The 18,766-nt window shown below is 46.0% G+C and carries 19 protein-coding genes; 7 read left to right on the top strand and 12 right to left on the bottom strand.

What is annotated here, in order from left to right; translation table 11 throughout:
- Positions 1–718 precede the first annotated feature (718 nt).
- The 6 genes from PP175_RS14820 to PP175_RS14845 all read right to left on the bottom strand — a co-directional run bounded on the left by PP175_RS14820 (position 719) and on the right by PP175_RS14845 (position 7,434).
- Positions 719–1,936 (bottom strand): ABC transporter permease, encoded by a 1,218-nt coding sequence (locus PP175_RS14820; RefSeq protein ID WP_272439107.1) that lies wholly within the window; start codon positions 1,934–1,936, stop codon positions 719–721.
- On the bottom strand, positions 1,933–2,655 hold the full coding sequence (locus tag PP175_RS14825; RefSeq protein ID WP_272439108.1) for an ABC transporter ATP-binding protein: 723 nt from the start codon (positions 2,653–2,655) through the stop codon (positions 1,933–1,935). The genes PP175_RS14820 and PP175_RS14825 overlap by 4 nt, the downstream gene beginning before the upstream one ends.
- Positions 2,656–4,248 (bottom strand): efflux RND transporter periplasmic adaptor subunit, encoded by a 1,593-nt coding sequence (locus PP175_RS14830; RefSeq protein WP_272439109.1) that lies wholly within the window; start codon positions 4,246–4,248, stop codon positions 2,656–2,658.
- 8 nt (positions 4,249–4,256) lie between these two features.
- A complete protein-coding gene (locus tag PP175_RS14835; RefSeq protein ID WP_272439110.1) occupies positions 4,257–4,661 on the bottom strand; it encodes a hypothetical protein in 405 nt (134 codons plus the stop codon).
- A 169-nt stretch (positions 4,662–4,830) separates the two neighbouring features.
- A complete protein-coding gene (locus PP175_RS14840) occupies positions 4,831–6,060 on the bottom strand; it encodes an O-antigen ligase family protein (RefSeq protein ID WP_272439111.1) in 1,230 nt (409 codons plus the stop codon).
- A 258-nt stretch (positions 6,061–6,318) separates the two neighbouring features.
- Positions 6,319–7,434: an aminopeptidase gene (locus tag PP175_RS14845; RefSeq protein ID WP_272439112.1), complete on the bottom strand. Its 1,116-nt coding sequence runs from the start codon at positions 7,432–7,434 to the stop codon at positions 6,319–6,321.
- A gap of 164 nt (positions 7,435–7,598) precedes the next feature.
- Here PP175_RS14845 and PP175_RS14850 point away from each other — a divergent pair, with 164 nt between their 5' ends.
- Positions 7,599–8,366 (top strand): enoyl-CoA hydratase, encoded by a 768-nt coding sequence (locus PP175_RS14850; protein ID WP_272439113.1) that lies wholly within the window; start codon positions 7,599–7,601, stop codon positions 8,364–8,366.
- 59 nt (positions 8,367–8,425) lie between these two features.
- Here the strand turns inward: PP175_RS14850 and PP175_RS14855 are convergent, their stop codons facing one another.
- The gene (locus PP175_RS14855; RefSeq protein ID WP_272439114.1) at positions 8,426–8,668 is read right to left on the bottom strand and encodes a hypothetical protein; all 243 of its coding nucleotides are present in this window, start codon (positions 8,666–8,668) and stop codon (positions 8,426–8,428) included.
- A gap of 321 nt (positions 8,669–8,989) precedes the next feature.
- Here PP175_RS14855 and PP175_RS14860 point away from each other — a divergent pair, with 321 nt between their 5' ends.
- The 3 genes from PP175_RS14860 (at position 8,990) to hepT (ending at position 11,203) form a co-directional block, all read left to right on the top strand.
- Positions 8,990–10,189, top strand: a complete 1,200-nt coding sequence (locus PP175_RS14860; protein WP_272439115.1) for an iron-containing alcohol dehydrogenase — start codon at positions 8,990–8,992, stop codon at positions 10,187–10,189.
- Positions 10,190–10,401: 212 nt separating this feature from the next.
- A complete protein-coding gene (gene mntA, locus PP175_RS14865) occupies positions 10,402–10,794 on the top strand; it encodes a type VII toxin-antitoxin system MntA family adenylyltransferase antitoxin (RefSeq protein WP_272439116.1) in 393 nt (130 codons plus the stop codon).
- Positions 10,784–11,203, top strand: coding sequence for a type VII toxin-antitoxin system HepT family RNase toxin (gene hepT, locus PP175_RS14870; RefSeq protein ID WP_272443277.1), 420 nt, complete (start codon positions 10,784–10,786; stop codon positions 11,201–11,203). The genes mntA and hepT overlap by 11 nt, the downstream gene beginning before the upstream one ends.
- 61 nt (positions 11,204–11,264) lie before the next feature.
- Here the strand turns inward: hepT and pepF are convergent, their stop codons facing one another.
- A complete protein-coding gene (pepF, locus tag PP175_RS14875; protein WP_272439117.1) occupies positions 11,265–13,181 on the bottom strand; it encodes an oligoendopeptidase F in 1,917 nt (638 codons plus the stop codon).
- A 167-nt stretch (positions 13,182–13,348) separates the two neighbouring features.
- Between pepF and PP175_RS14880 the strand changes: the two genes are divergently transcribed.
- Positions 13,349–14,341, top strand: coding sequence for a polysaccharide deacetylase family protein (locus tag PP175_RS14880; RefSeq protein WP_272439118.1), 993 nt, complete (start codon positions 13,349–13,351; stop codon positions 14,339–14,341).
- 179 nt (positions 14,342–14,520) lie between these two features.
- Here PP175_RS14880 and PP175_RS14885 read toward each other — a convergent pair whose 3' ends face one another.
- Positions 14,521–15,174 carry an MOSC domain-containing protein gene (locus PP175_RS14885; RefSeq protein ID WP_272439119.1) on the bottom strand — a complete coding sequence of 218 codons (654 nt, stop codon included), beginning with the start codon at positions 15,172–15,174 and terminating at the stop codon, positions 14,521–14,523.
- Between the two features lie 225 nt (positions 15,175–15,399).
- On the opposite strand from PP175_RS14885, the gene PP175_RS14890 reads away from it, so the two are divergent.
- Positions 15,400–15,867 (top strand): NfeD family protein, encoded by a 468-nt coding sequence (locus PP175_RS14890; protein WP_272439120.1) that lies wholly within the window; start codon positions 15,400–15,402, stop codon positions 15,865–15,867.
- Between the two features lie 11 nt (positions 15,868–15,878).
- Positions 15,879–16,784, top strand: a complete 906-nt coding sequence (locus PP175_RS14895) for an SPFH domain-containing protein (protein WP_272439121.1) — start codon at positions 15,879–15,881, stop codon at positions 16,782–16,784.
- 60 nt (positions 16,785–16,844) lie between these two features.
- On the opposite strand, the gene PP175_RS14900 is transcribed toward PP175_RS14895, so the two are convergent.
- The 3 genes from PP175_RS14900 to nadE all read right to left on the bottom strand — a co-directional run bounded on the left by PP175_RS14900 (position 16,845) and on the right by nadE (position 18,761).
- Positions 16,845–17,273 carry a MaoC/PaaZ C-terminal domain-containing protein gene (locus PP175_RS14900; RefSeq protein ID WP_272439122.1) on the bottom strand — a complete coding sequence of 143 codons (429 nt, stop codon included), beginning with the start codon at positions 17,271–17,273 and terminating at the stop codon, positions 16,845–16,847.
- A gap of 13 nt (positions 17,274–17,286) precedes the next feature.
- Positions 17,287–17,730, bottom strand: coding sequence for a MaoC family dehydratase N-terminal domain-containing protein (locus PP175_RS14905; RefSeq protein WP_272439123.1), 444 nt, complete (start codon positions 17,728–17,730; stop codon positions 17,287–17,289).
- A 215-nt stretch (positions 17,731–17,945) separates the two neighbouring features.
- Positions 17,946–18,761 carry an NAD(+) synthase gene (nadE, locus tag PP175_RS14910; protein ID WP_272443278.1) on the bottom strand — a complete coding sequence of 272 codons (816 nt, stop codon included), beginning with the start codon at positions 18,759–18,761 and terminating at the stop codon, positions 17,946–17,948.
- Positions 18,762–18,766: the final 5 nt, after the last annotated feature.

Raw genomic sequence — 18,766 nt, forward strand, 5'->3', positions numbered from 1 at the left:
TCGTTAATAGCCTGGCGTAGCATTAGAAAAGAAAAAAACGCTTTAAAAATGGTAACAATATATACAAATTTTAAAACGCTAACAAGTGCTACTGTATAGATGCCACAAATAACCAACTGGAAGGTGTTTTAAATGTCTGCACATGTAATTAATTTACATCACTACAAAATAAGAAGAAAAATAGATCGCGTTAAACAAATCCTTTTCTCTCCCAATGTCGTAATTCTAGCCGTAATTACTGCTGTTACTATGCTCCTAGCACTAGGCTGCTTTGAACTATCTACAACGGATGCAGTGAAATCGTATTATCAAATGTATGGCAACGAGCAGCTGCAAGGGTTCTTTTATTACGGTACCTAGCCAACATTCCTGTATAGCTTTCCATCCCCTGCTAGGCTGTAATCGTCCTCGATAACGGATGCCAACCTGTGGCCTTTGATTGCTCATCTCCCTTGCCTCACGGACAGCTGAAGCCCTTCAGATTTTTTAGTGACATTTTGTTACCGGAACAGGATCGAGTTTCATACCTCTCCCCCCTTCGTTCTCATCCAATTCAAACTTCTAAATATCCGAAGTCTAAATAAGTAAAAATGTAAAAAATGGTGAGTGAATTCAAGATATAACCGGCTCTATTGTAAAGCGAAAACGATAGACACAAGAAAAGGCCTCCTAGAAAACTAAGAGACCTTCTACATTAACAGACGTACATTCTGTGCCGCTATTCATAGCGCAGCGCATCTATCGGCTTAAGGCGGGCTGCTTTTTGAGCCGGATAAACGCCGAAGATTATGCCGACAAGCATAGATGAGAAGAACGAATAGAGAATCGGCGTCAGGCTAATCGCAGTAGTGAGGCTGGTGAATCTATTAATGAGGAGAGCCGCCCCAACCCCTATCAAAATACCGGTAATTCCTCCAATCAAGCTGAGGGTTATGGATTCGATCAGGAATTGCTGAAGAATCGTACGGCGTGTGGCCCCGATTGCTTTTCGAATGCCTATCTCCCTCGTGCGTTCAGTAACGGATACAAGCATGATGTTCATGATCCCAATTCCGCCCACAATCAATGAAATTGCTGCGATTCCCGATAGCAGGGTGGTCATCACCCCGGTAACGCTTTGGGCCGCGTTTAATATATCCGACTGTGAGCTGATCTGAAAATCATCATCCTCCCGGGGATTTAAATTATGGCTTGCCCGTATCGCTTGTTCAATATCAAACTGGGCTTTGGCCATCCCCTCTGAATCTTTTGCCGAGGCAAAAATGGTCCTGACTTTCGTCGTATCATACAGCCGGTTCATCGCCGTTGTGATGGGAATAAGTATCCGGTCATCCTGATTCATTGCCCCCTGGCTGCCCTGGGTCTTTAAGACGCCAATAACGGTAAAAGGAAGCTGGTTAATTTCTATCGTTTCTCCTATAGGATTTGCGTTTGCGTCTCCAAACAGATTTGAGACGACGGCAGGACCCAATACCGCTACATTAGCTGCCCCCTCTACCTCAAACCGGTTCATAAACCGTCCGGATTGTACATCCGTATTGCGCACGGCAGGATAGCTATCGGACGTGCCTTCGATCGTCGTTGCATAGTTCTGGTTTCGCCAGATAACCTGGCCTTGTTTGGTCATGTCTGGTGCCACCGCAGCAATTGTAGGCAGGGAAGCCAGCGCGTTCGCATCGTCAAGCGTGAGCGTATCAAGAGAACCCGCCCCCATCCTGACACCTCCCTGCTGCGCCTGACCCGGTGACACGATTAGAAGATTGCTTCCTAATCCGTTAATGCTTGATGCTACATTGGCGGAGGCGCCCTGACCAATGGCTACCATGGCAATGACTGCGGAGACACCTATAATGATGCCGAGCATCGTAAGAAACGATCTCATTTTATTTGCGATAATGCTGCGCATTGACATGCGAACACTTTCCATCAGGTTCATAGCGCACTCAACTCCACAACTGCCTGCCTGCGATTAGCAACCTGTTCATTTGAAATAATCTCCCCGTCCCGAAAACGGACGATGCGCTTGGCATATTCCGCGATATCCTGCTCGTGCGTCACAAGGACGATCGTCTTGCCCTCCTCATTTAGCTGTTGAAAAATCGCCATAATTTCAATACTTGTTTTCGTATCGAGAGCGCCTGTTGGTTCGTCCGCTAATAAAATGACAGGGTTGTTCACCAAAGCCCGGGCGATGGACACCCGTTGCTGCTGGCCCCCCGACAACTCATTTGGCCTGTTATACAGCCGGTTCGCAAGCCCAACCTTACTGAGGCTTTCAGTGGCCCGCCCCCGCCTTTCCCTGGCGGAGACACCCGCATAAAGAAGAGGCAATTCAACATTTTCGACAGCTGTGGTTCGGGGTAATAAGTTAAAATTTTGAAACACAAAGCCAATTTTTTGGTTTCGAATATAGGCCAAGTCATCATCATGGGCTTCTGAAATAGCATAACCATCCAACATGTATTCTCCTGCATCCGGCTTATCCAGGCAGCCTATCACATTCATCATGGTTGTTTTTCCCGAACCCGAAGGACCCATTATCGCTACAAAGTCTCCTTCATAAATCTCCAGGCTGACGCTTCGCAGTGCCTGTATTTCCTGATCTCCAATGAGGTATGTCTTGAGCAGCCTATCAATCTGAATAATGGCCTTCACTTAATTCCCTCCCCTGCCCGATCGCAGTCCAGGGATACCGCCCATTCCACCGATTCCGCCTATTCCACTCGTAGACCTTTTATTGGAAGAGTTTGATGGCGCGGAGGAATTGGAGGCCACATCAAACGTTTCGACGACTTTTTCCCCTTCCTTTAAACCTGAGACAATCTCTACCTGATTGAAACTGAAATATCCCACTGTAACTGGCTGAAAGTGGAGATTGCTGTTACCTGCTTTCCTGGCACCGTTTCTTTTTTGTTTCGTTTGGGAAGAATCAGAAGATGCAACAGAATGATTGCTTGCAACCGTATAAATCCCATCTTTGCCATTGACAACTTTTAAGGCCGCAGATGGAACAATCAATACGTTTTTGTGAGTGCCCACCTGTATGGTTACATTTCCTGTCATCCCAGGTTTTAAATTCCCATTTGTGTTGTCTACTGACAACTGCACGGTGTACGTCGTGACACCGGATTGCGTCGTAGCCTCCGGATAAACCTTTAACACACGGGCTTTAAACTCCATCCCCTGAAAAGCGCTTGTGGTAACTGTAGCCGCTTGGCCTTCTTTAATTTTCCCTATGTCGCTTTGGCTTACATCTGCTTTCACATCAAGATTATTCATGGAGTTATCCATCACAATTACCGGCTGGTTATTGGCCGGTATTTCTCCTACGTTTCCGTTTACCTGAACAATGACGCCATCCATCGGCGCTCGCAGCGTATACTTGGATAGCTCGTTTTGCTGTGCCTCCAGTTGGGTTTGCGCCTGTTGAACACCGGCTTTTGCCTCTTCTACCGCCCCCGCATTTGCAGGCGCTTGCGTCTGACGGAGCTGCGCAACGGCGGCATTATAAGAAGCTTGATCTTGGGCGATCGCGTTACTGGTTTGGGATTGCGCCTGATTGTATTGAACCAGAGCTGCATTATAGTCTGCCTGTGCCTGATCCAGATTGCTTTTCGCTTGGTCCATCTCATTTTTAGCTACGGCACCGGTACTGTAAAGCGCTTTGTTTGTGTTGAATGTACTTTGTGCAATACTAACTTGTGACTTTGTTTTTTGCAGCTGTGCATACGCTTTTTGATTATCAAAGGAGTTGTTCGCCCCATCAAGCGCCACTTTGGCCTTGTTTACATTCGCTTGTTGAACCGCAATATCCTGGGGAGTCGCACCCTGCTGTGCCTGGACTAGCTTAGCCTGGGCTGAGGCTAAGTTGGCCACTTGACTATTCACTTGTGCAACTGCCGCACTATCATCGATGGCTGCTAACACTTGCCCGGCTTTTACGTGATCGCCAATTTTAACATTGACAGCTGTTAATCTTTCACCGCTAGATGTGAAGTTTAACGACACTTGGTTCTGAGCCTGGATGGTTCCAGACGCTGATACCGTTTCCGTAACGTCCCCGCGCTTTACCGTAAAAAGCTGCATGCCAGAAGTAGATGGAGCCTGATTCGCGAGCACCTTGTACAAGGTAAAGCCTATCCCAATAATAAGCAAAAGTGCAATAATTAAAAGAATACGTCTCCTTCTGGATTTTCCTTTAACAGGGGATTTTATGGGAAGACTGCTATCTATTGCTACCTCAGCCATTCTACTCGTCACTCCTTGGTTGCAGCTGTTGATGAATTGCCTTGTGCTGTACTATCTTTTGTCTGCTTTTTTACCGCGGCTGGTGCTTTTCCCCCGTTAATAGCTGTTTCAATACTGCTTACTGATTGTTTGTTTTTCAGCCGGTCTATGACCCATTTGGTCTGAACATGTTTTTCCCGGATGAGTTTAATCAACGCTTTAGCATCTGCTTGTGAAGCGCCGGCATCTTCCAGTTTTTGCAGTGTCCCATTCTTATGTCCGTTGTGCACTTTCGAAGCATTCCCAGATGTACCTGCGGCTGCGCTGGCAGTTGTATTTGCCGCTGTGCTTGTGTTTGAACTGCAACCAGCAAGAGCTGCAGCCACCATCCCTCCAATGACAATAAAACTGCAAAATCTACTTATTTTATTCATTCTTCTCTCCCCCTTTTAACTGCGATTCCTCAGGAGCTAACTGCCCGCTACAATTTCTTTAGCTATTTTACTGATTAAATATGTCCTCAGTATGTCAAAGCTCCGCTTTTGACAAACAAAAAAGCCACCCTGCACGGGTGGCTTTCAACAAAAATTATCGTTATAAAAATCAGGCGCTTATCTGTTTTACAGGAACAGCGGCTCTGGCAAGGAATTTTACACGTTCAGAATAGGCATCCCAGCTGCCCAGCAGAATTATCGCAGGCAGCGCCGCCTGAGGAGATACAAGCGGATGGTCAAATATGCCCGTAATTAGAAACACTGGGAGTGCCAGTAAAAATAAGTCAAATACTTGTTTTCTATTTTTAACTGCGGTGTACAGGCGGATCATACGATAACCACAGCTGACGAGCAGAACAAGAAAACTTAAGCCGCCAAGCGTGCCGTACTCGGAGAAGAAGCCAAGCAGCACGTTGTGCGCATGGGTAATGCCATCGCCGGCAATGCCTGCATAAGCATCTTTAAACCCAATTGGCGTTACCCCAAACAACGGATGCTGGCGCCATATATTTACACTGGCTTCCCAAATGAACTTTCGGGTTTGCACCGATTCCCCCATGTCGTGGGTCCTGGGCAAAATACTCATTAGTTGATAGCCGAAGACGGCAAAAGCCCCCAGCGATACAAGGCCGTACTTCCGGCGTATGCGGAAGCAAAAAATCACAAGCAGCACCATTAGGCCTGCAAGGCCAGTCCGTGATCCAGTTTCAAACAGCGCGGCCGCAAGCAGCAGCATAACGGTGATGTGCAGGATTGTACGGCGCCTGCCGTCCGATTCAGGCCGCTTTAGCAGCCCCGACAGAACCACCGCACTCGTAAGCAGCAGCAGGAAAGCGGCAAAATTAGGATTATAGGCGCTGCCGAACAGCCGCCCATCTTTAAAGTAGCCAAGCAGTTCATATCCAGTGAGAAATCCAAACACTGAATCCTGCCCCGGCAAGGCAATTCCTAAAATCTGAAATTGACCCATTACCACCAAATAACAACTGCCGATTATCAAAAGTTTTTTATATTGGGCCAAAGAAGTTAATTTACAATTCTCCCTGGCATACAGGTACAGCCCCAAATATGCCGCAGTCATAAGGGGTGCACCGAGGTATTTTAATTGGTGAAAAGCAAGTGTTGCGCCAATTGAAGCTACAAAAATGCTTACAAAGAAAAAGGTGCCAGCCGTAGCATGAAACGCTGCTCTTCCGCGAATCACCTTAAAAAGATGGATCCACCCGGCTATAAATAATAGGCCAATCCCTATTGGCGGCAGGAAAAAGAGAAGAATTAATCCCCATTTAAACAGCTGGAAATTCTCAATCTTTTTCTCGCTCAGTTTGGTTATACTCAAAGTTTACTCATCTCCTGTTTTTTAAAGAGACCAAACACAGAGGATAAAAATCCACACCTTATATTGTAACCGGAATCGCTGCAAACAGGAATACAAAATAAAGATTTTATCTCCTCAAAAATAATATTAGAATTTTTTTACTTTTATTCTTCCCCTATTTCCGCCCTTCTAATCCGTGATCGGGACAAAAAAACCCGCATTTAGCAACGAGTGCCATTTTGCGGGTTCGTGTTGATTCTTCGATGTTGTTTTAATCCATTACTTCAAATTCTCAGGATTCAGAATTTCCAATTCCTTCAATACAAACTTCCCGTCTTTTCGGATAAGGGTGTCATCAAACCAAATTTCACCGCCGCCATATTCCGGCCGTTGAATAAGAACCATATCCCAGTGAATCGCGGATTGGTTCCCATTGTAGGCATCATCATAGCACTGGCCAGGCGTAAAGTGGAGTGAACCGTCTATTTTTTCGTCAAACAAAATATCCTTCATCGGCTCGCGGATCAGCGGGTTAACACCGATTGCGAACTCCCCAATATAGTGGGCGCCTTCGTCGGTATCTAAAATTTTATTGATACGCTCCGTGTCGTTGGCGGTCGCTTCGATAATTTTACCATCCTTAAACGTCAGCTTGACGTTTTCAAATACAAATCCATTGTATGGAGAAGGTGTGTTAAACGAAATGACTCCGTTAACGGAATCACGGACGGGAGCCGTATAGGCTTCACCGTCGGGAACATTGAGATGTCCCGCACATTTAACTGCCGGGATATCTTTAATGGAGAAGCTCAAGTCGGTTCCTGGTGCCACTAGGCGTACCCTGTCCGTACTGTTCATCAGTTCAGCGAGACTGTCGAGCGCTTTATCCATTTTCTCATAATTCATGGTGCACACTTCATAATAAAATTCCTCGAATGCCTCCGTACTCATATTGGCAAGCTGGGCCATTGAACCATTGGGATAACGAAGCACAACCCACTTTGTCTTCTTAACCCGAATATTGGTGTGCACCTGTTTATTATAGATCTGATTGTACAGCTTTAGTTTATCAGCCGGAACATCCGAGAGCTCATACAGATTTCCAGTACCGCGAAAAGCGATATAGGCGTCCATCATCTCCATTTGATGCGCATCATACGCTGCCCAGGTACGGATTTGTTCCTCCGAAGCGCCCAGCAGCAGCTGGCGAAGTATTTGGTTATTGCGTAAATTAACGAATGGATGCCCACCCGCATTATGTATTTCCTTAATAAGGGCCTTTACCAGGCTATTATCACTTTCAATGGCTTCAATAAGCACTTTTTCACCCGGTTTTATTCTTGTAGAGTAGCGGACCAAAACCTCCGCCAGGCGTTCAGCGTTTGATTGTGACATGAAATTTCCTTCTTTCTCTGCTAACATAAAAGGTTCTCTGTAAATTTAACATTACCATTTTTACATCAAAAAACAAAGAAAACTTTCCCTCCACTTTCTTGATCATGTAAAATAAACCTTAGGAATTGTTATTATATTCTGCCAAATATGGAGGAATGCCGAATATGGAATACCTTTCTTACCGGGCAAATGATAAAGTTGGAATGATCACAATAAATAATGACAAACAGCGAAACGCTCTTTCCCTTCCGGTAATTCGCGAGTTCAAGTCTCTTCTTCACCAAATTGGTAAGGATAGAGAAGTGCATGTCCTGGTGATTGCAGCTGACGGGAAAATATTCAGTTCTGGACACAATCTGCGTGAAATCGATGGGACCCCAGCTGAGGCAATTGCCGGTTTATTTGACGAATGCCAACAATTTATGCAACTGCTAAGGGATATTCCTCAAGTGACAATTGCCAAAGTCCACAGCATGGCAACGGCGGCAGGCTGCCAGCTGGTCGCCGCTTGTGATCTGGCAGTAGCCAGCGAACAGGCCACTTTTGCCACACCAGGCGTCCATATCGGCCTATTCTGCAGTACGCCGGCCGTATTTATCAGCCGAAATGTAGGGCGCAAAAAGGCCGCTGAAATGTTGTTTACCGGCGATTCAATAACAGCCCAAGAGGCGCTGGTTGCCGGCCTTGTCAATCATGTAGTTCCTCACGAACAGCTTGATTCTGCCGCAGAAGAACTCGCTAGGAGGATCGCACGCCATGCACTTTCTACGCTTGAAATCGGAAAAAGAGAATTTTACAAACAATTAAATATGGAAGATTTCGAGGCATTATCGTATGCCTCCCAAGTTATTTCGTTGAATGCGCTGCATTCAGACGCTAAGGAGGGCATTCGGGCCTTTATTGAAAAACGCCCCGCTAAATGGAGGGTTTAAATAGGTAATAGAGGGGGATTTATTTTGGCTATCCCCCGTTCATCCTTGTCATTCACCCATTAACGCGATTTGGGCCGCTCTTTGCCTGATTTACGAGAATCGTGTTGCTCCTGGCGTGTTTCACGTTGTTCCTTAGCTGATTTACGGGGTGAACGTTTTTCTTCAAGTGATTCCTGCCGATTCTTGGCTGATCTGCGTGATTCACGTGACTCCTCGCGTTTTTCACGCCGTTCTTTAGTTGATTTGTGGGTTTCATTCTGTTGTTCACTTGGCTCGCGCCGCTTTCTACTAAAAAGCCCCATTTCCCCACCTCTTTTATATTAAATCTAATCCTATATTATGTAGCAGAGAAATAATTGTTAGACTTTTATCATGTTCAATAAACGGATTGTGAAAAATTGGGCACTCTCAAGGGTCTTCCTCAATATAACCGACCGGTAAGAAGCTGAAGCAAAAAATAATTCTTATGTCCTCTTCAATCGTCAAATAAGTGGGAAAGATATATAAGTGTTAACTCATCAGGTAACACCACAGCAAACCTTGTCCTATTGCTTATCTTTAGTAAGAATGAGAAAATAGATAAGTTAGGATACTAAAATTACATAACTTTAGGAGGGATATCTTTGCTTAATTTTTCGTTGAGCATGCCGACAGCCATCCGTTTTGGCAAAGGCGAAGTTAATCAGGTTGGTGAAATTGTAGCCGAATATGCAAAGAAAGTACTGCTCGTAACCGGTCGTTCCTCAACAAAGAAGACAGGTTCGCTAAATAAAGTAACCTCCTCGCTGGACAAAGCAGGCGTAGCTTATGTTTTATTTGACCGGATAGAACCAAACCCACGCGCCACTACGATTGATGAAGCAGGCCGTATCGCCAAGGAAGAAAACTGCGAGCTTATTCTAGCCCTGGGAGGCGGATCCGCTATGGATGCGGCCAAAGCAATAGCGACCGTAGCCCTTTCCGGACGTCCTATTCATGAATACATTAGAGGAAATAAAACCGGGAAGTGGAAAGAATTGCTCCCTATCAAAGAAGCCCTTCCGATTATTACGGTTCCAACGCTTGCTGCCACAGGGTCTGAAGCCAACTCAGGGGCGGTAATTACAAACTGGGAGACGAAAGAAAAATCCGGTATAGGCGGTCCGGCCCTATTCCCGAAAGTGGCCATTCTGGATCCGGAACTGACGTATACTGTCCCCGCCAATTATACAGCTGACGGTGCAGCCGACATGTTTACCCACCTCTATGAGGGGTATATGACCGGTGACGAAAACGCGAATGTACAGGATGAAATTACAGAAGGCCTCATGCGCAACGCCATCATTTATGCGCCTAAGGCTGTAGCCAATCCAGAAAATTATGATGCGCGCGCGCACCTGCTATGGACCAGTACGCTGGCTCTCATTGGCCTTGCCAATGCAGGACGCGGTGGCACCTTCCCGGTACATGCAATTGAGCATACCCTTTCGGCGCATTATGATATTTCGCATGGAAGAGGACTTGCCATTCTTACCCCAGCCTACTTCGAACTCGTGGTGAAACAAGACAGGCCGCACCGGCTGGCACGCCTCGGCAGAAATGTGTTCCGCATTCAGGAAGACAACGATGACAAAGCGGCTAATGAGACGATCAAAGCCCTCATACACTGGTATAAAGAAATTGGCTCTTATGGCACGCTGAGTGAACTTGGCATTAAGAGAGAAGACTTACGAATGATGGCCGAAGAAACAGTTCGGGTTAGTGGAGTTGACGGATACCTAAACGCGACGAGAAAGCTTAGCGCCGATGACATCCTTAAAATTTATGAAGCCTGCTTTGAATGAGAAAAACATCGCGGGCCATGCCGGAGGTCCCATTTTAAAAAATCGCTCAAAGCACTTCTAAGCGTTAAAGCAACACATACTTGCTATACGATAATAAAGGCTACTTGCACAGGCAAATGCGGATCGCTAACCGGTCCGCCTTTTTCTTTTAAACGCATGAGTTTGCATGGTATAATATAGCAATTACATTATTACATGAGAGGCGCATTCTAATGGAACAAATTATTGTTCAGCATCTAACGGAAACGATTTGTCCCCATACCATAATTCTGTTTGGCTCAATGGCTAAAGGAAACCTACATAAAGAAAGCGATGTTGATATTGCCTTTCTATCCCACCAGGCGCCTACAGAGTATGAGATCTTCATGGTTGCCCAGGCGTTGGCTGATAAACTGGGTACAGAAGTAGACTTAGTTGACTTAAACCGGGCCAGCACTGTGTTTCAGGCACAAATTATTGGAAAGGGAAAAATTCTGTTGGATCGGGAGCCCTCCCGAAGAATGACATTCTTTATGCGTGCATTGAAAGAATATGCGATGTTGAACGAAGAACGCAAACCCATTTTTGATCGCATGGTGGAAAGGGGTTCTCTCTATCGTGAATGACGTGATTGTTAACAAATTACAAACCATTAAAAGATGCCTGCAGCGAATTAAAGATGAGTATGACAATACACCAACTAATTTGGAGAATTTCACTAAGCAAGATGCTATCATATTAAATATTCAGCGGGCATGTGAAGCATGCCTGGATTTGGCCATGCATATTATTTCAGAAAAACAGTGGGGCATTCCTCAAACTAGCCGGGATGCATTTGAAATCCTTCATCATAATGGCGTCATTGAAAGTGAATTGGCGGTTAAATTAAAGGCAATGGTTGGATTTCGAAACATAGCAGTCCACGATTATCAATCTATCCATCTTCCCATACTCCAGGCGATTATTGAACAGCATTTAGAGGATTTTGTTGAATTTTCCGATGTTGTGTTTCGTTTTGCAAGCCAGAAGATGTGACATAAGGACACGGCCAGCCTGATGGAAGGCTGGCCGCGAACATTTACATTACTGCTGCATTTCACTTTTCGGCTGAAAGCTTTTCAAATTCCGCAAGTGCAGACTTAAACTGTTTCATTGCGTTCTCGATAGGCTGCGGCGTCGACATATCCACCCCGGCTGCTTTTAAAATAGTAAGTGGCGGCGCAGAACTGCCGGCTTCTAGAAATTTTGATTTGATTCTCTCGACCGCGTTCGCCCCCTGTTTATCGATCTGATCCGCAAGTGCGGCAGAAGCGGCAAAGCTGGTCGCGTATTGATAGACATAATAATCGTAATAGAGATGGGGAATCCGGGACCACTCCATGGCAATCTGCGGGTCGGAAATAACCGAAGGCCCGTAATATTTTTTATTCAACGCCAGGTACATTTTTTTTAAGGTTTCGGCATTAAGCGATTCTCCAGCCAGCTCTTTCTCGTGAATCATTTTCTCAAACTCAGCGAACTGTGTCTGTCTAAACAAGGTATTGCGGAAGTTCTCAAGGTAACGGTTGAGAAAATACAATTTTTCTTCTTTCGTTTTCGCTTTAGCATATTCACTCTTAAATAGTAAGTGCTCATTTAATGTTGAAGCAACCTCAGCTGTAAAAATCGGGTAGCCTGCGGTCAGGTAGGGCTGTTTCTTATTGGAATAATAAGACTGCATTGCATGGCCCAGTTCGTGTGCAATCGTGCTTACATCTCCGTCTGTACCCTGGTAGTTAAGCAACAAGTACGGATGCGTATCATAGGCGCCCGTCTGGTATGCGCCTGTCCGCTTATCATTCGTGGAATACACATCAATCCATCCATTATCGAACGCTTCTTTTAATACCTTCACATAATCATTGCCCATGACCTTCAACCCGGCAAGCACGCGGGCTTTCGCCTCTTCATACGGGATATACCTCTGTTTATTGGCGCCAACCGGAACATACAGGTCATACATGTGCATGTCCTTCAAACCCAGTAATTTTTTCTTGTCTACCATATACCTGTGCAAAAGAGCAAGATTATCATCAACTGTCCGGATAAGGTTATCGTACACCGGAACAGGGATCTCGTTTGGATACAGGCTTGCTTCCAAAGCGGTCTTAAAATGGTGCACCCTCGCGTAATAATTGTCGGCCTTTACCTTTCCTGAAAGGAGCTGAGCGAATGTGTCCTGAAAGTTCCCAAGGGTGTTGTAATAAGCGGTAAATGCGGTTTTTCGCATCGCCTGGTTCCTATTTTCAATATAGGTAACATAATTAGCCCGCGAAAGCTGCACATCTTTCCCCTTTTCATCTTTAATTTTTGGCAGGGGAATATCTTTGGAAAGCATGCCATATGCGTTATCCGGCAGATCAGCCAGTGGAGCAGACGCGGCAAGCAGCTGTTCCATTTCTTTTGATAAGGTATAAGGCTTTGTCCGCCTAACATCTTCGAGAAAACGTTTATACGGTGCCAGCTCCTTAGATTCGAGCAGCTTTGCCATCTTATCATCCGGGATGGCAACAATTTCCGGTGAAAACCACGCTGTCTTTTCCCCAATCAGGGTGCTCAGGCGGGATGCCTTATCGTACAAGTCCTGAAGTTGTGCATTTGAAATGTTGACGTCAAGCCCGGCATGGGCGTATAGGGCAAGCTTATCCCGCAGGCGCGAAAGGGCGGCCAGTTCGTCTATTCCCTTTTTCATGTCATTTGGTGAAGCCGCTAGCTTACCCTGATTAGCGGCAAATGCGCGAGCGAGCTTTTCTGCTTTCATCCTGTCTTGTTCCCAGGAAGCTTTGTCCTTATAAATCTGGTCGAGCCGCCATTTATACTGGGCTGGTATCTCCTGCCTGCTTTTATAGGCCGGCCGCTGTTCCGCGTGCGAACTTGCTGCAGCTGCTGCGGCATGGCCCAAACCCATTGGCTGAATCGTCAGTGAAGTGGCACAGAAAGCTGCCGCCAGCATTTTAATTGTCTTTCGGTTCATGGCAATACTCCTTTAAGCATCCTAATTTTTCTTTAGTATTCCCAACCTTTTTTTCCAAATTAGATCTTTTTTTATCATTTTCTCATCCAGCTTTAAAGCCAGGTACATGAAGACCCGATAAGATAAAGAAAAGATTTCTTAACACCAGGAAAATGGGGAGAAGATAGATGAAAAAGATAACGGTCCTTTTATTTACTTTGCTGCTTGCCAATCTGTTCGCAGGATGCAGTTCTTTTCAGGGGGCACAATCAAGTGAGGTGAAAAAAGCCAGCCGGACTGTCCCCTTATCGTACGTCAATGCAGGAGACAACCAGCCTATCCAGGATAGCACCGGAAACATGAATACATCGGTTCCCGGGGTGCCGGTGCTCATGTACCACCATCTGCTTGAAAATAGGGAAAACAAGAAGTTCCGCAATAACGCGGATGTGATCACGCCGGAAACTTTCGCTAAACAAATGCATTATCTGTATGTTAACCACTACATGACCGTAACACTTCCTGATCTCGAAAAGTATGTGGACAAGAAAATGAGCCTGCCTGACCGCTCTGTCGTCCTCACCTTTGACGATGGGTATTTATCAAACTTTAAATATGCTTACCCGGTACTAAAGAAATATCATATGAAGGCTACCATCTTCTGTATTACCGGGCAGATGAAAAATAAACCGGAGACGTTTAATCCAGATAAGCTCAACTACATCAGCTGGCCGGAGCTTCCGAAATATGCGGATGTCTTTGCGTATGAGAGCCACGCTAACCATTTCCACAAAGAGATTGGCAAAAAATGCTATATGGTAGTAAAACCAGTATCCGAGGTTAAAAACGAGATCCACACGCTGCATATGCTGATGCATGGAGCTTACTTTGCTTATCCATACGGCCAATACAACCACAATCTGATTACTATTCTCCAAAACGAAGGATATCGCATGGCATTTACGACTAAAACCGGCCGGGTATACCCGGGCAGCAATAAATTTTTGTTAGACCGAAACGCTGTTTATCCATATACAACGTGGGCTCAATTTAAAACCCTCGTGGAAGACCCAAAAGCAGAAAATGGGACAGCGCCTACGCATAATCGGCACACACATAAACACCTAAATCCATCTGACCAACAAGCAATTGAGCATAAACCAACACAGCAAAACTTGTAGGATGATTATTCACTAACGTATAATGAGAACAAAAAGAGAAGCAGGGAATCTCCCTCCTTCTCTTTTCTTGTTTTCCATTAACCGAATAACGCCGGAACAAATGCGGGGGACTTACGATGATCCTCCCCATGACCGCTCTTTCTGCCATCCGTATACTGCCCTCTCCTAATGGATAATGATTACAACGGCCTGTCTTTTAACCGGGCGGCAAGCCGGTCTCTCCAACTGTCTGACAGAGCCTCAACAGACAGAATCCGCTCGATCCCTTGTGTGTTATCCTTTTCATGATGGGTGATTCGGTTCACATAAGCTACCGAAACCCCTAACGGATCTCTTTTAAGCAGTGCAGGAACATCGGAATTCATAATTTTTCCTTCTTCGATAACCCGCAGGTAGTAGCCTGTTGAACCGTGTTCTTCAATCCGGGCAGGCATATTTTGAGCATCCAGCCTAATATTAATCTTGTAACACGGCTGCCGCGGCTGGCTCACTTGTACGACAGCTTCCCCTATTTGATACAGGTCACCAATGCAGACAGCCTCCTCAGGCATTCCGGCAATGGTGAGGTTTTCGCCAAACGCCCCGGGTGCAAGTTTTAACTTGAGTTCCTCCTGCCAATAGGGATAATGTTCAAACGCGTGAACACAAGCCGCTTTATCAAGGCCGCCATGATTTTTTAAATCACCCTGCTTATCACCGAGAAATCCTGTGCGCGTTAATAATGCCCCTGTATCAACCCGCTCTTTGAAAATGGCTGTAGACACCTCTCGATCCGCATAACGTATTACCTTGGGCATCCCAATATTTACTGAAATGATAGATGGTCGCACCATACATCCTTCTTCCCCAATCGTTTTCGCCTGTCTCCTCTTTCTCTCCTTTATTTTCCTCTTTTCTCCCATTTCGTCAATACTTTGCTCTTTGCTGTTTGGCAGCCACAGGAGAGGAAAATAGGTTTGAAACGAATGGGCTGCGCCGAATGATCTCCATAATAATCGAAAAACAATAGTAGTTTCTAGATCTTTCCTATAAAATTGTGTATAGAAAGGGGTGCATTTATGGATCTGTTTGGAGGCGTTTCTATCTGGCTCATGTGGTTTATTATGGCCGCCGCCCTTTTTGTAGCGGAATTTACCCTATCCGGGTTTGTCGCTGTATTTATCGCGTTTGGTGCCAGTGCCGCTGGAATGGGCGCTCTCGCAGGTTTGAGCCTCCCCTACCAGGCAGGGTTCATGGCGGTGGTTTCTGTTTTAGGCATTATTTTTGGCAGGCAGTTTCTTATTTCTAGCTTCGATGTTAATCGCGACATTCTACGCACGAATGTGGATGCCATGGTTGGACGCGAAGCCATTGTTACCGAGGAGATCATTGGCAGCCAGACTGGAGCTATTCACTGTAGGGGGGAGCGTTGGACAGCGGCCAGTGTCAATGCAATAACGCTTCATAAAGGAGAGCCGGTAATTATCAGAGAGATACGGGGCGTTACGGCTTATGTAGAACGGAAGCGTATTTCACTTCAAAAATAAGGGGGATTTATATGATAGGAACAGCGGTTTTCGTTATCATTCTTCTACTTATTATCGGGATTGGTGTCTCATCGGTGAAGGTTGTTCGTCAATCCGAAACAAGAATCGTAGAGCGTCTCGGAAAATTTAACCGGCAGCTCGGATCCGGGCTTTATGTGATCGTTCCCATTCTTGACAGAGTGGTGGCCAACTGGGACATGCGCACCCAGATCATTAACTCGAATCCCCAACCGGTCATCACAAAAGATAATGTGACGATGCATATCGATACGCTTATTTATTACCGTGTAACCGATGCAAGAGCGGCAACGTATGAGATAAACGGATTGCAAAATGCTATCGCAAATCTGGCTGTCACAGCTCTGCGTAACGAAATCGGCAACCTGTACCTGGATGAAACGCTGAATTCACGAGATGCAATCAATGCAGCACTCCAAACAAAAATGGACGAAGCTACGAATAACTGGGGCGTTAAGGTTGAACGCGTTGAGTTAAAGGAAATCATAACGCCGCAGGACATTCGCGACGCTATGGAAAAACAGATGCGTGCAGAACGAAATAAACGGTCGCAAATTTTAGAAGCTGAAGGGGAACGAGCGGCCGCTATTGAACGTGCGGAAGGAAAGAAACGGGCCCAGATTTTAGAGGCGGAAGCTTCAAGTGAAGCCCAGATTCGCCAGGCGGAGGGTGAGGCCAAAGCCATTGAGCTGGTAGCAGCCGCCAGAAGAAAACAAATTCATGAAGTGTATACGGCTCTTAAGGATGTAGAGGCAAACGATAAAGTAATTGCACTGCGCTATGTGGAAGCACTTGAAAAGCTGGCAGCGAGCGACAACAAAGTATTTGTTCCATACGAAGCGGCTGGTTTGATGGGCAGCGCCGGCGCCTTGCAAAATCTAATCCAGGCAGAGAAATAAAACAAAACATCGCGGGCATGCCCGCGATGTTTTGTGTTTGGATGGTCATAACTCAAGTATTTATTGCGGAAGCAGAGCTTCACATGTTCCTTTAACTTTAACCTCGCCTTTTTGGTCTATAGCCTGCAGCTTTATTTTTACAAGCCTGCCATCTTCCGTTTGCTCAATAGCCGTAATCTGTCCGCGCACCTCGATTTCATCACCCGGGCGCGTCATGGCCGAAAAGCGAACGGAAAACTTCTTGATGGCGCTGCGCGGTACCCATGTTGTAAGAGCTTCTCCCGCAAAACCCATAATAAGCATGCCGTGGGCGATAACGCCTCCTAATCCAGCCTCTTGTGCTAAATGTTCAACCGTATGTATCGGATTAAAATCACCGGAAGCGCCGGCAAATTTGACGAGCTGTATGTGGGTTACAGGCGGTTTACGGAGAGCAGGAAGTTCCTCTCCCTCCTGAAAACTTGCATTTGTTAATAAATATGGCTCCATATTACTTCCTCCCCTACGGCATTTTCACGAGCACCATTTTGGCTTTCAAAGCCGTTGTGCCGTGCTGGTTCTTGTATGTGGTTTCTAATGTGTAGAGGGCCATGCCGTTTCGTTTGGTTTTTACATCGGTGACAATCGTTTCTGCCGTTAAAGAGTCTCCTGGAAAAAGCGGTTCGAAATATTCGTATTCTTGCTCGCCGTGCAGCAGCTTAGCCGGGTCAATGTCCAGTTCTTTCATCAGTTGTTCAAAACTAGGGCCTGCCCACATATCAATCGTTTCTACAAAGGTGGGCGGCACCGTAACATCTTTTAGCCCCTCTGCTTTGGCCGCCTCAACATCCGTGTAAATTGGATTCTCGTCACCAATCGCCTGTACAAGCTCGCGGATTTTACCCCGTTCAATCTCCCCAGTGTACGGAGTGAAACGATAGCCTATTTTCTCTTCAGGACTTGCCATGCAAATTTGTCCCCTTTCTCATCATACTTCCTACCGAAAAGAGACCGGAAACGAATCCGGTCCCCATTACTACTCTAATTGGTTACACAAGACAACTGTCAATATTAAAAGTACGCTTCTTACTGTTAAAAATCCTTCTTTTTTCGTAGATGAAAGCGCAGGACGCGTTGTTCCGTAAGCTCATCTGCAAAACGTTCCGTCCTGTGGCTGTCCGCCTATTTCCACCATTGATCAAACGGATCGGCCGGTAGATGGCGCTTATGTTTGGTAATCTCGTAACGCTGCTCTATTTTTTGCGCCACTTCTTCTTTTACCTCTTTGCCTTCCAGGTAATCGTCCAGCTCATCATAGCTAAAACCAAGCGCAACTTCATCAGGCACCAGCGGTTTATCATCCTCCAGATCAGCAGTTGGGATTTTCGTATACAGATGTTCAGGCGCGTTTAATTCCCTCAGCAGCGCTTTTCCCTGACGCTTCGTTAAACCTGTAAGCGGTGTAAGGTCAGCGCCGCCATCGCCATACTTCGTAAAGAAGCCGGTAGCGGCTTCAGCTGCATGGTCGGTTCCAATGACAAGCAGTTTAAAGTAAGCCCCAATATCATACTGTGCTTTCATCCGTTCGCGTGCCTTTTCATTTCCTTTGAGAAAATCAGTCAACGTTTCACCCGTTGCCTCTTTAAACGTGGCAGCCGAAGCATCGACAGCGGCCTTAATGTTAACCGTAAATTCCTTATCGGCCTGAATAAAAGCCATCGCCTTCTGGGCATCCTCTTCGTCCTTCTGCACACCATAGGGAAGGCGTACGGCGATAAACGTATACTCTTCTCCCGTTTCGTCCCGAAGCTCTTCCACTGCAAGCTGTGCCAATCTTCCAGAAAGCGTCGAGTCTTGTCCGCCGGAAATGCCCAGGACAAATCCTTTAGCTTTAGCGGATACAACGTATTGCTTTAAGAAGTCAATTCTTCTGCGTATTTCTTCCTTCGGGTTAATCTCAGGCTGGACATGCAGCTCTTCTATAATTTGTTTCTGCAATTTAC

Origin of the sequence: Aneurinibacillus sp. Ricciae_BoGa-3 (assembly GCF_028421645.1) — a bacterium.
Taxonomy (GTDB): domain Bacteria; phylum Bacillota; class Bacilli; order Aneurinibacillales; family Aneurinibacillaceae; genus Aneurinibacillus_B.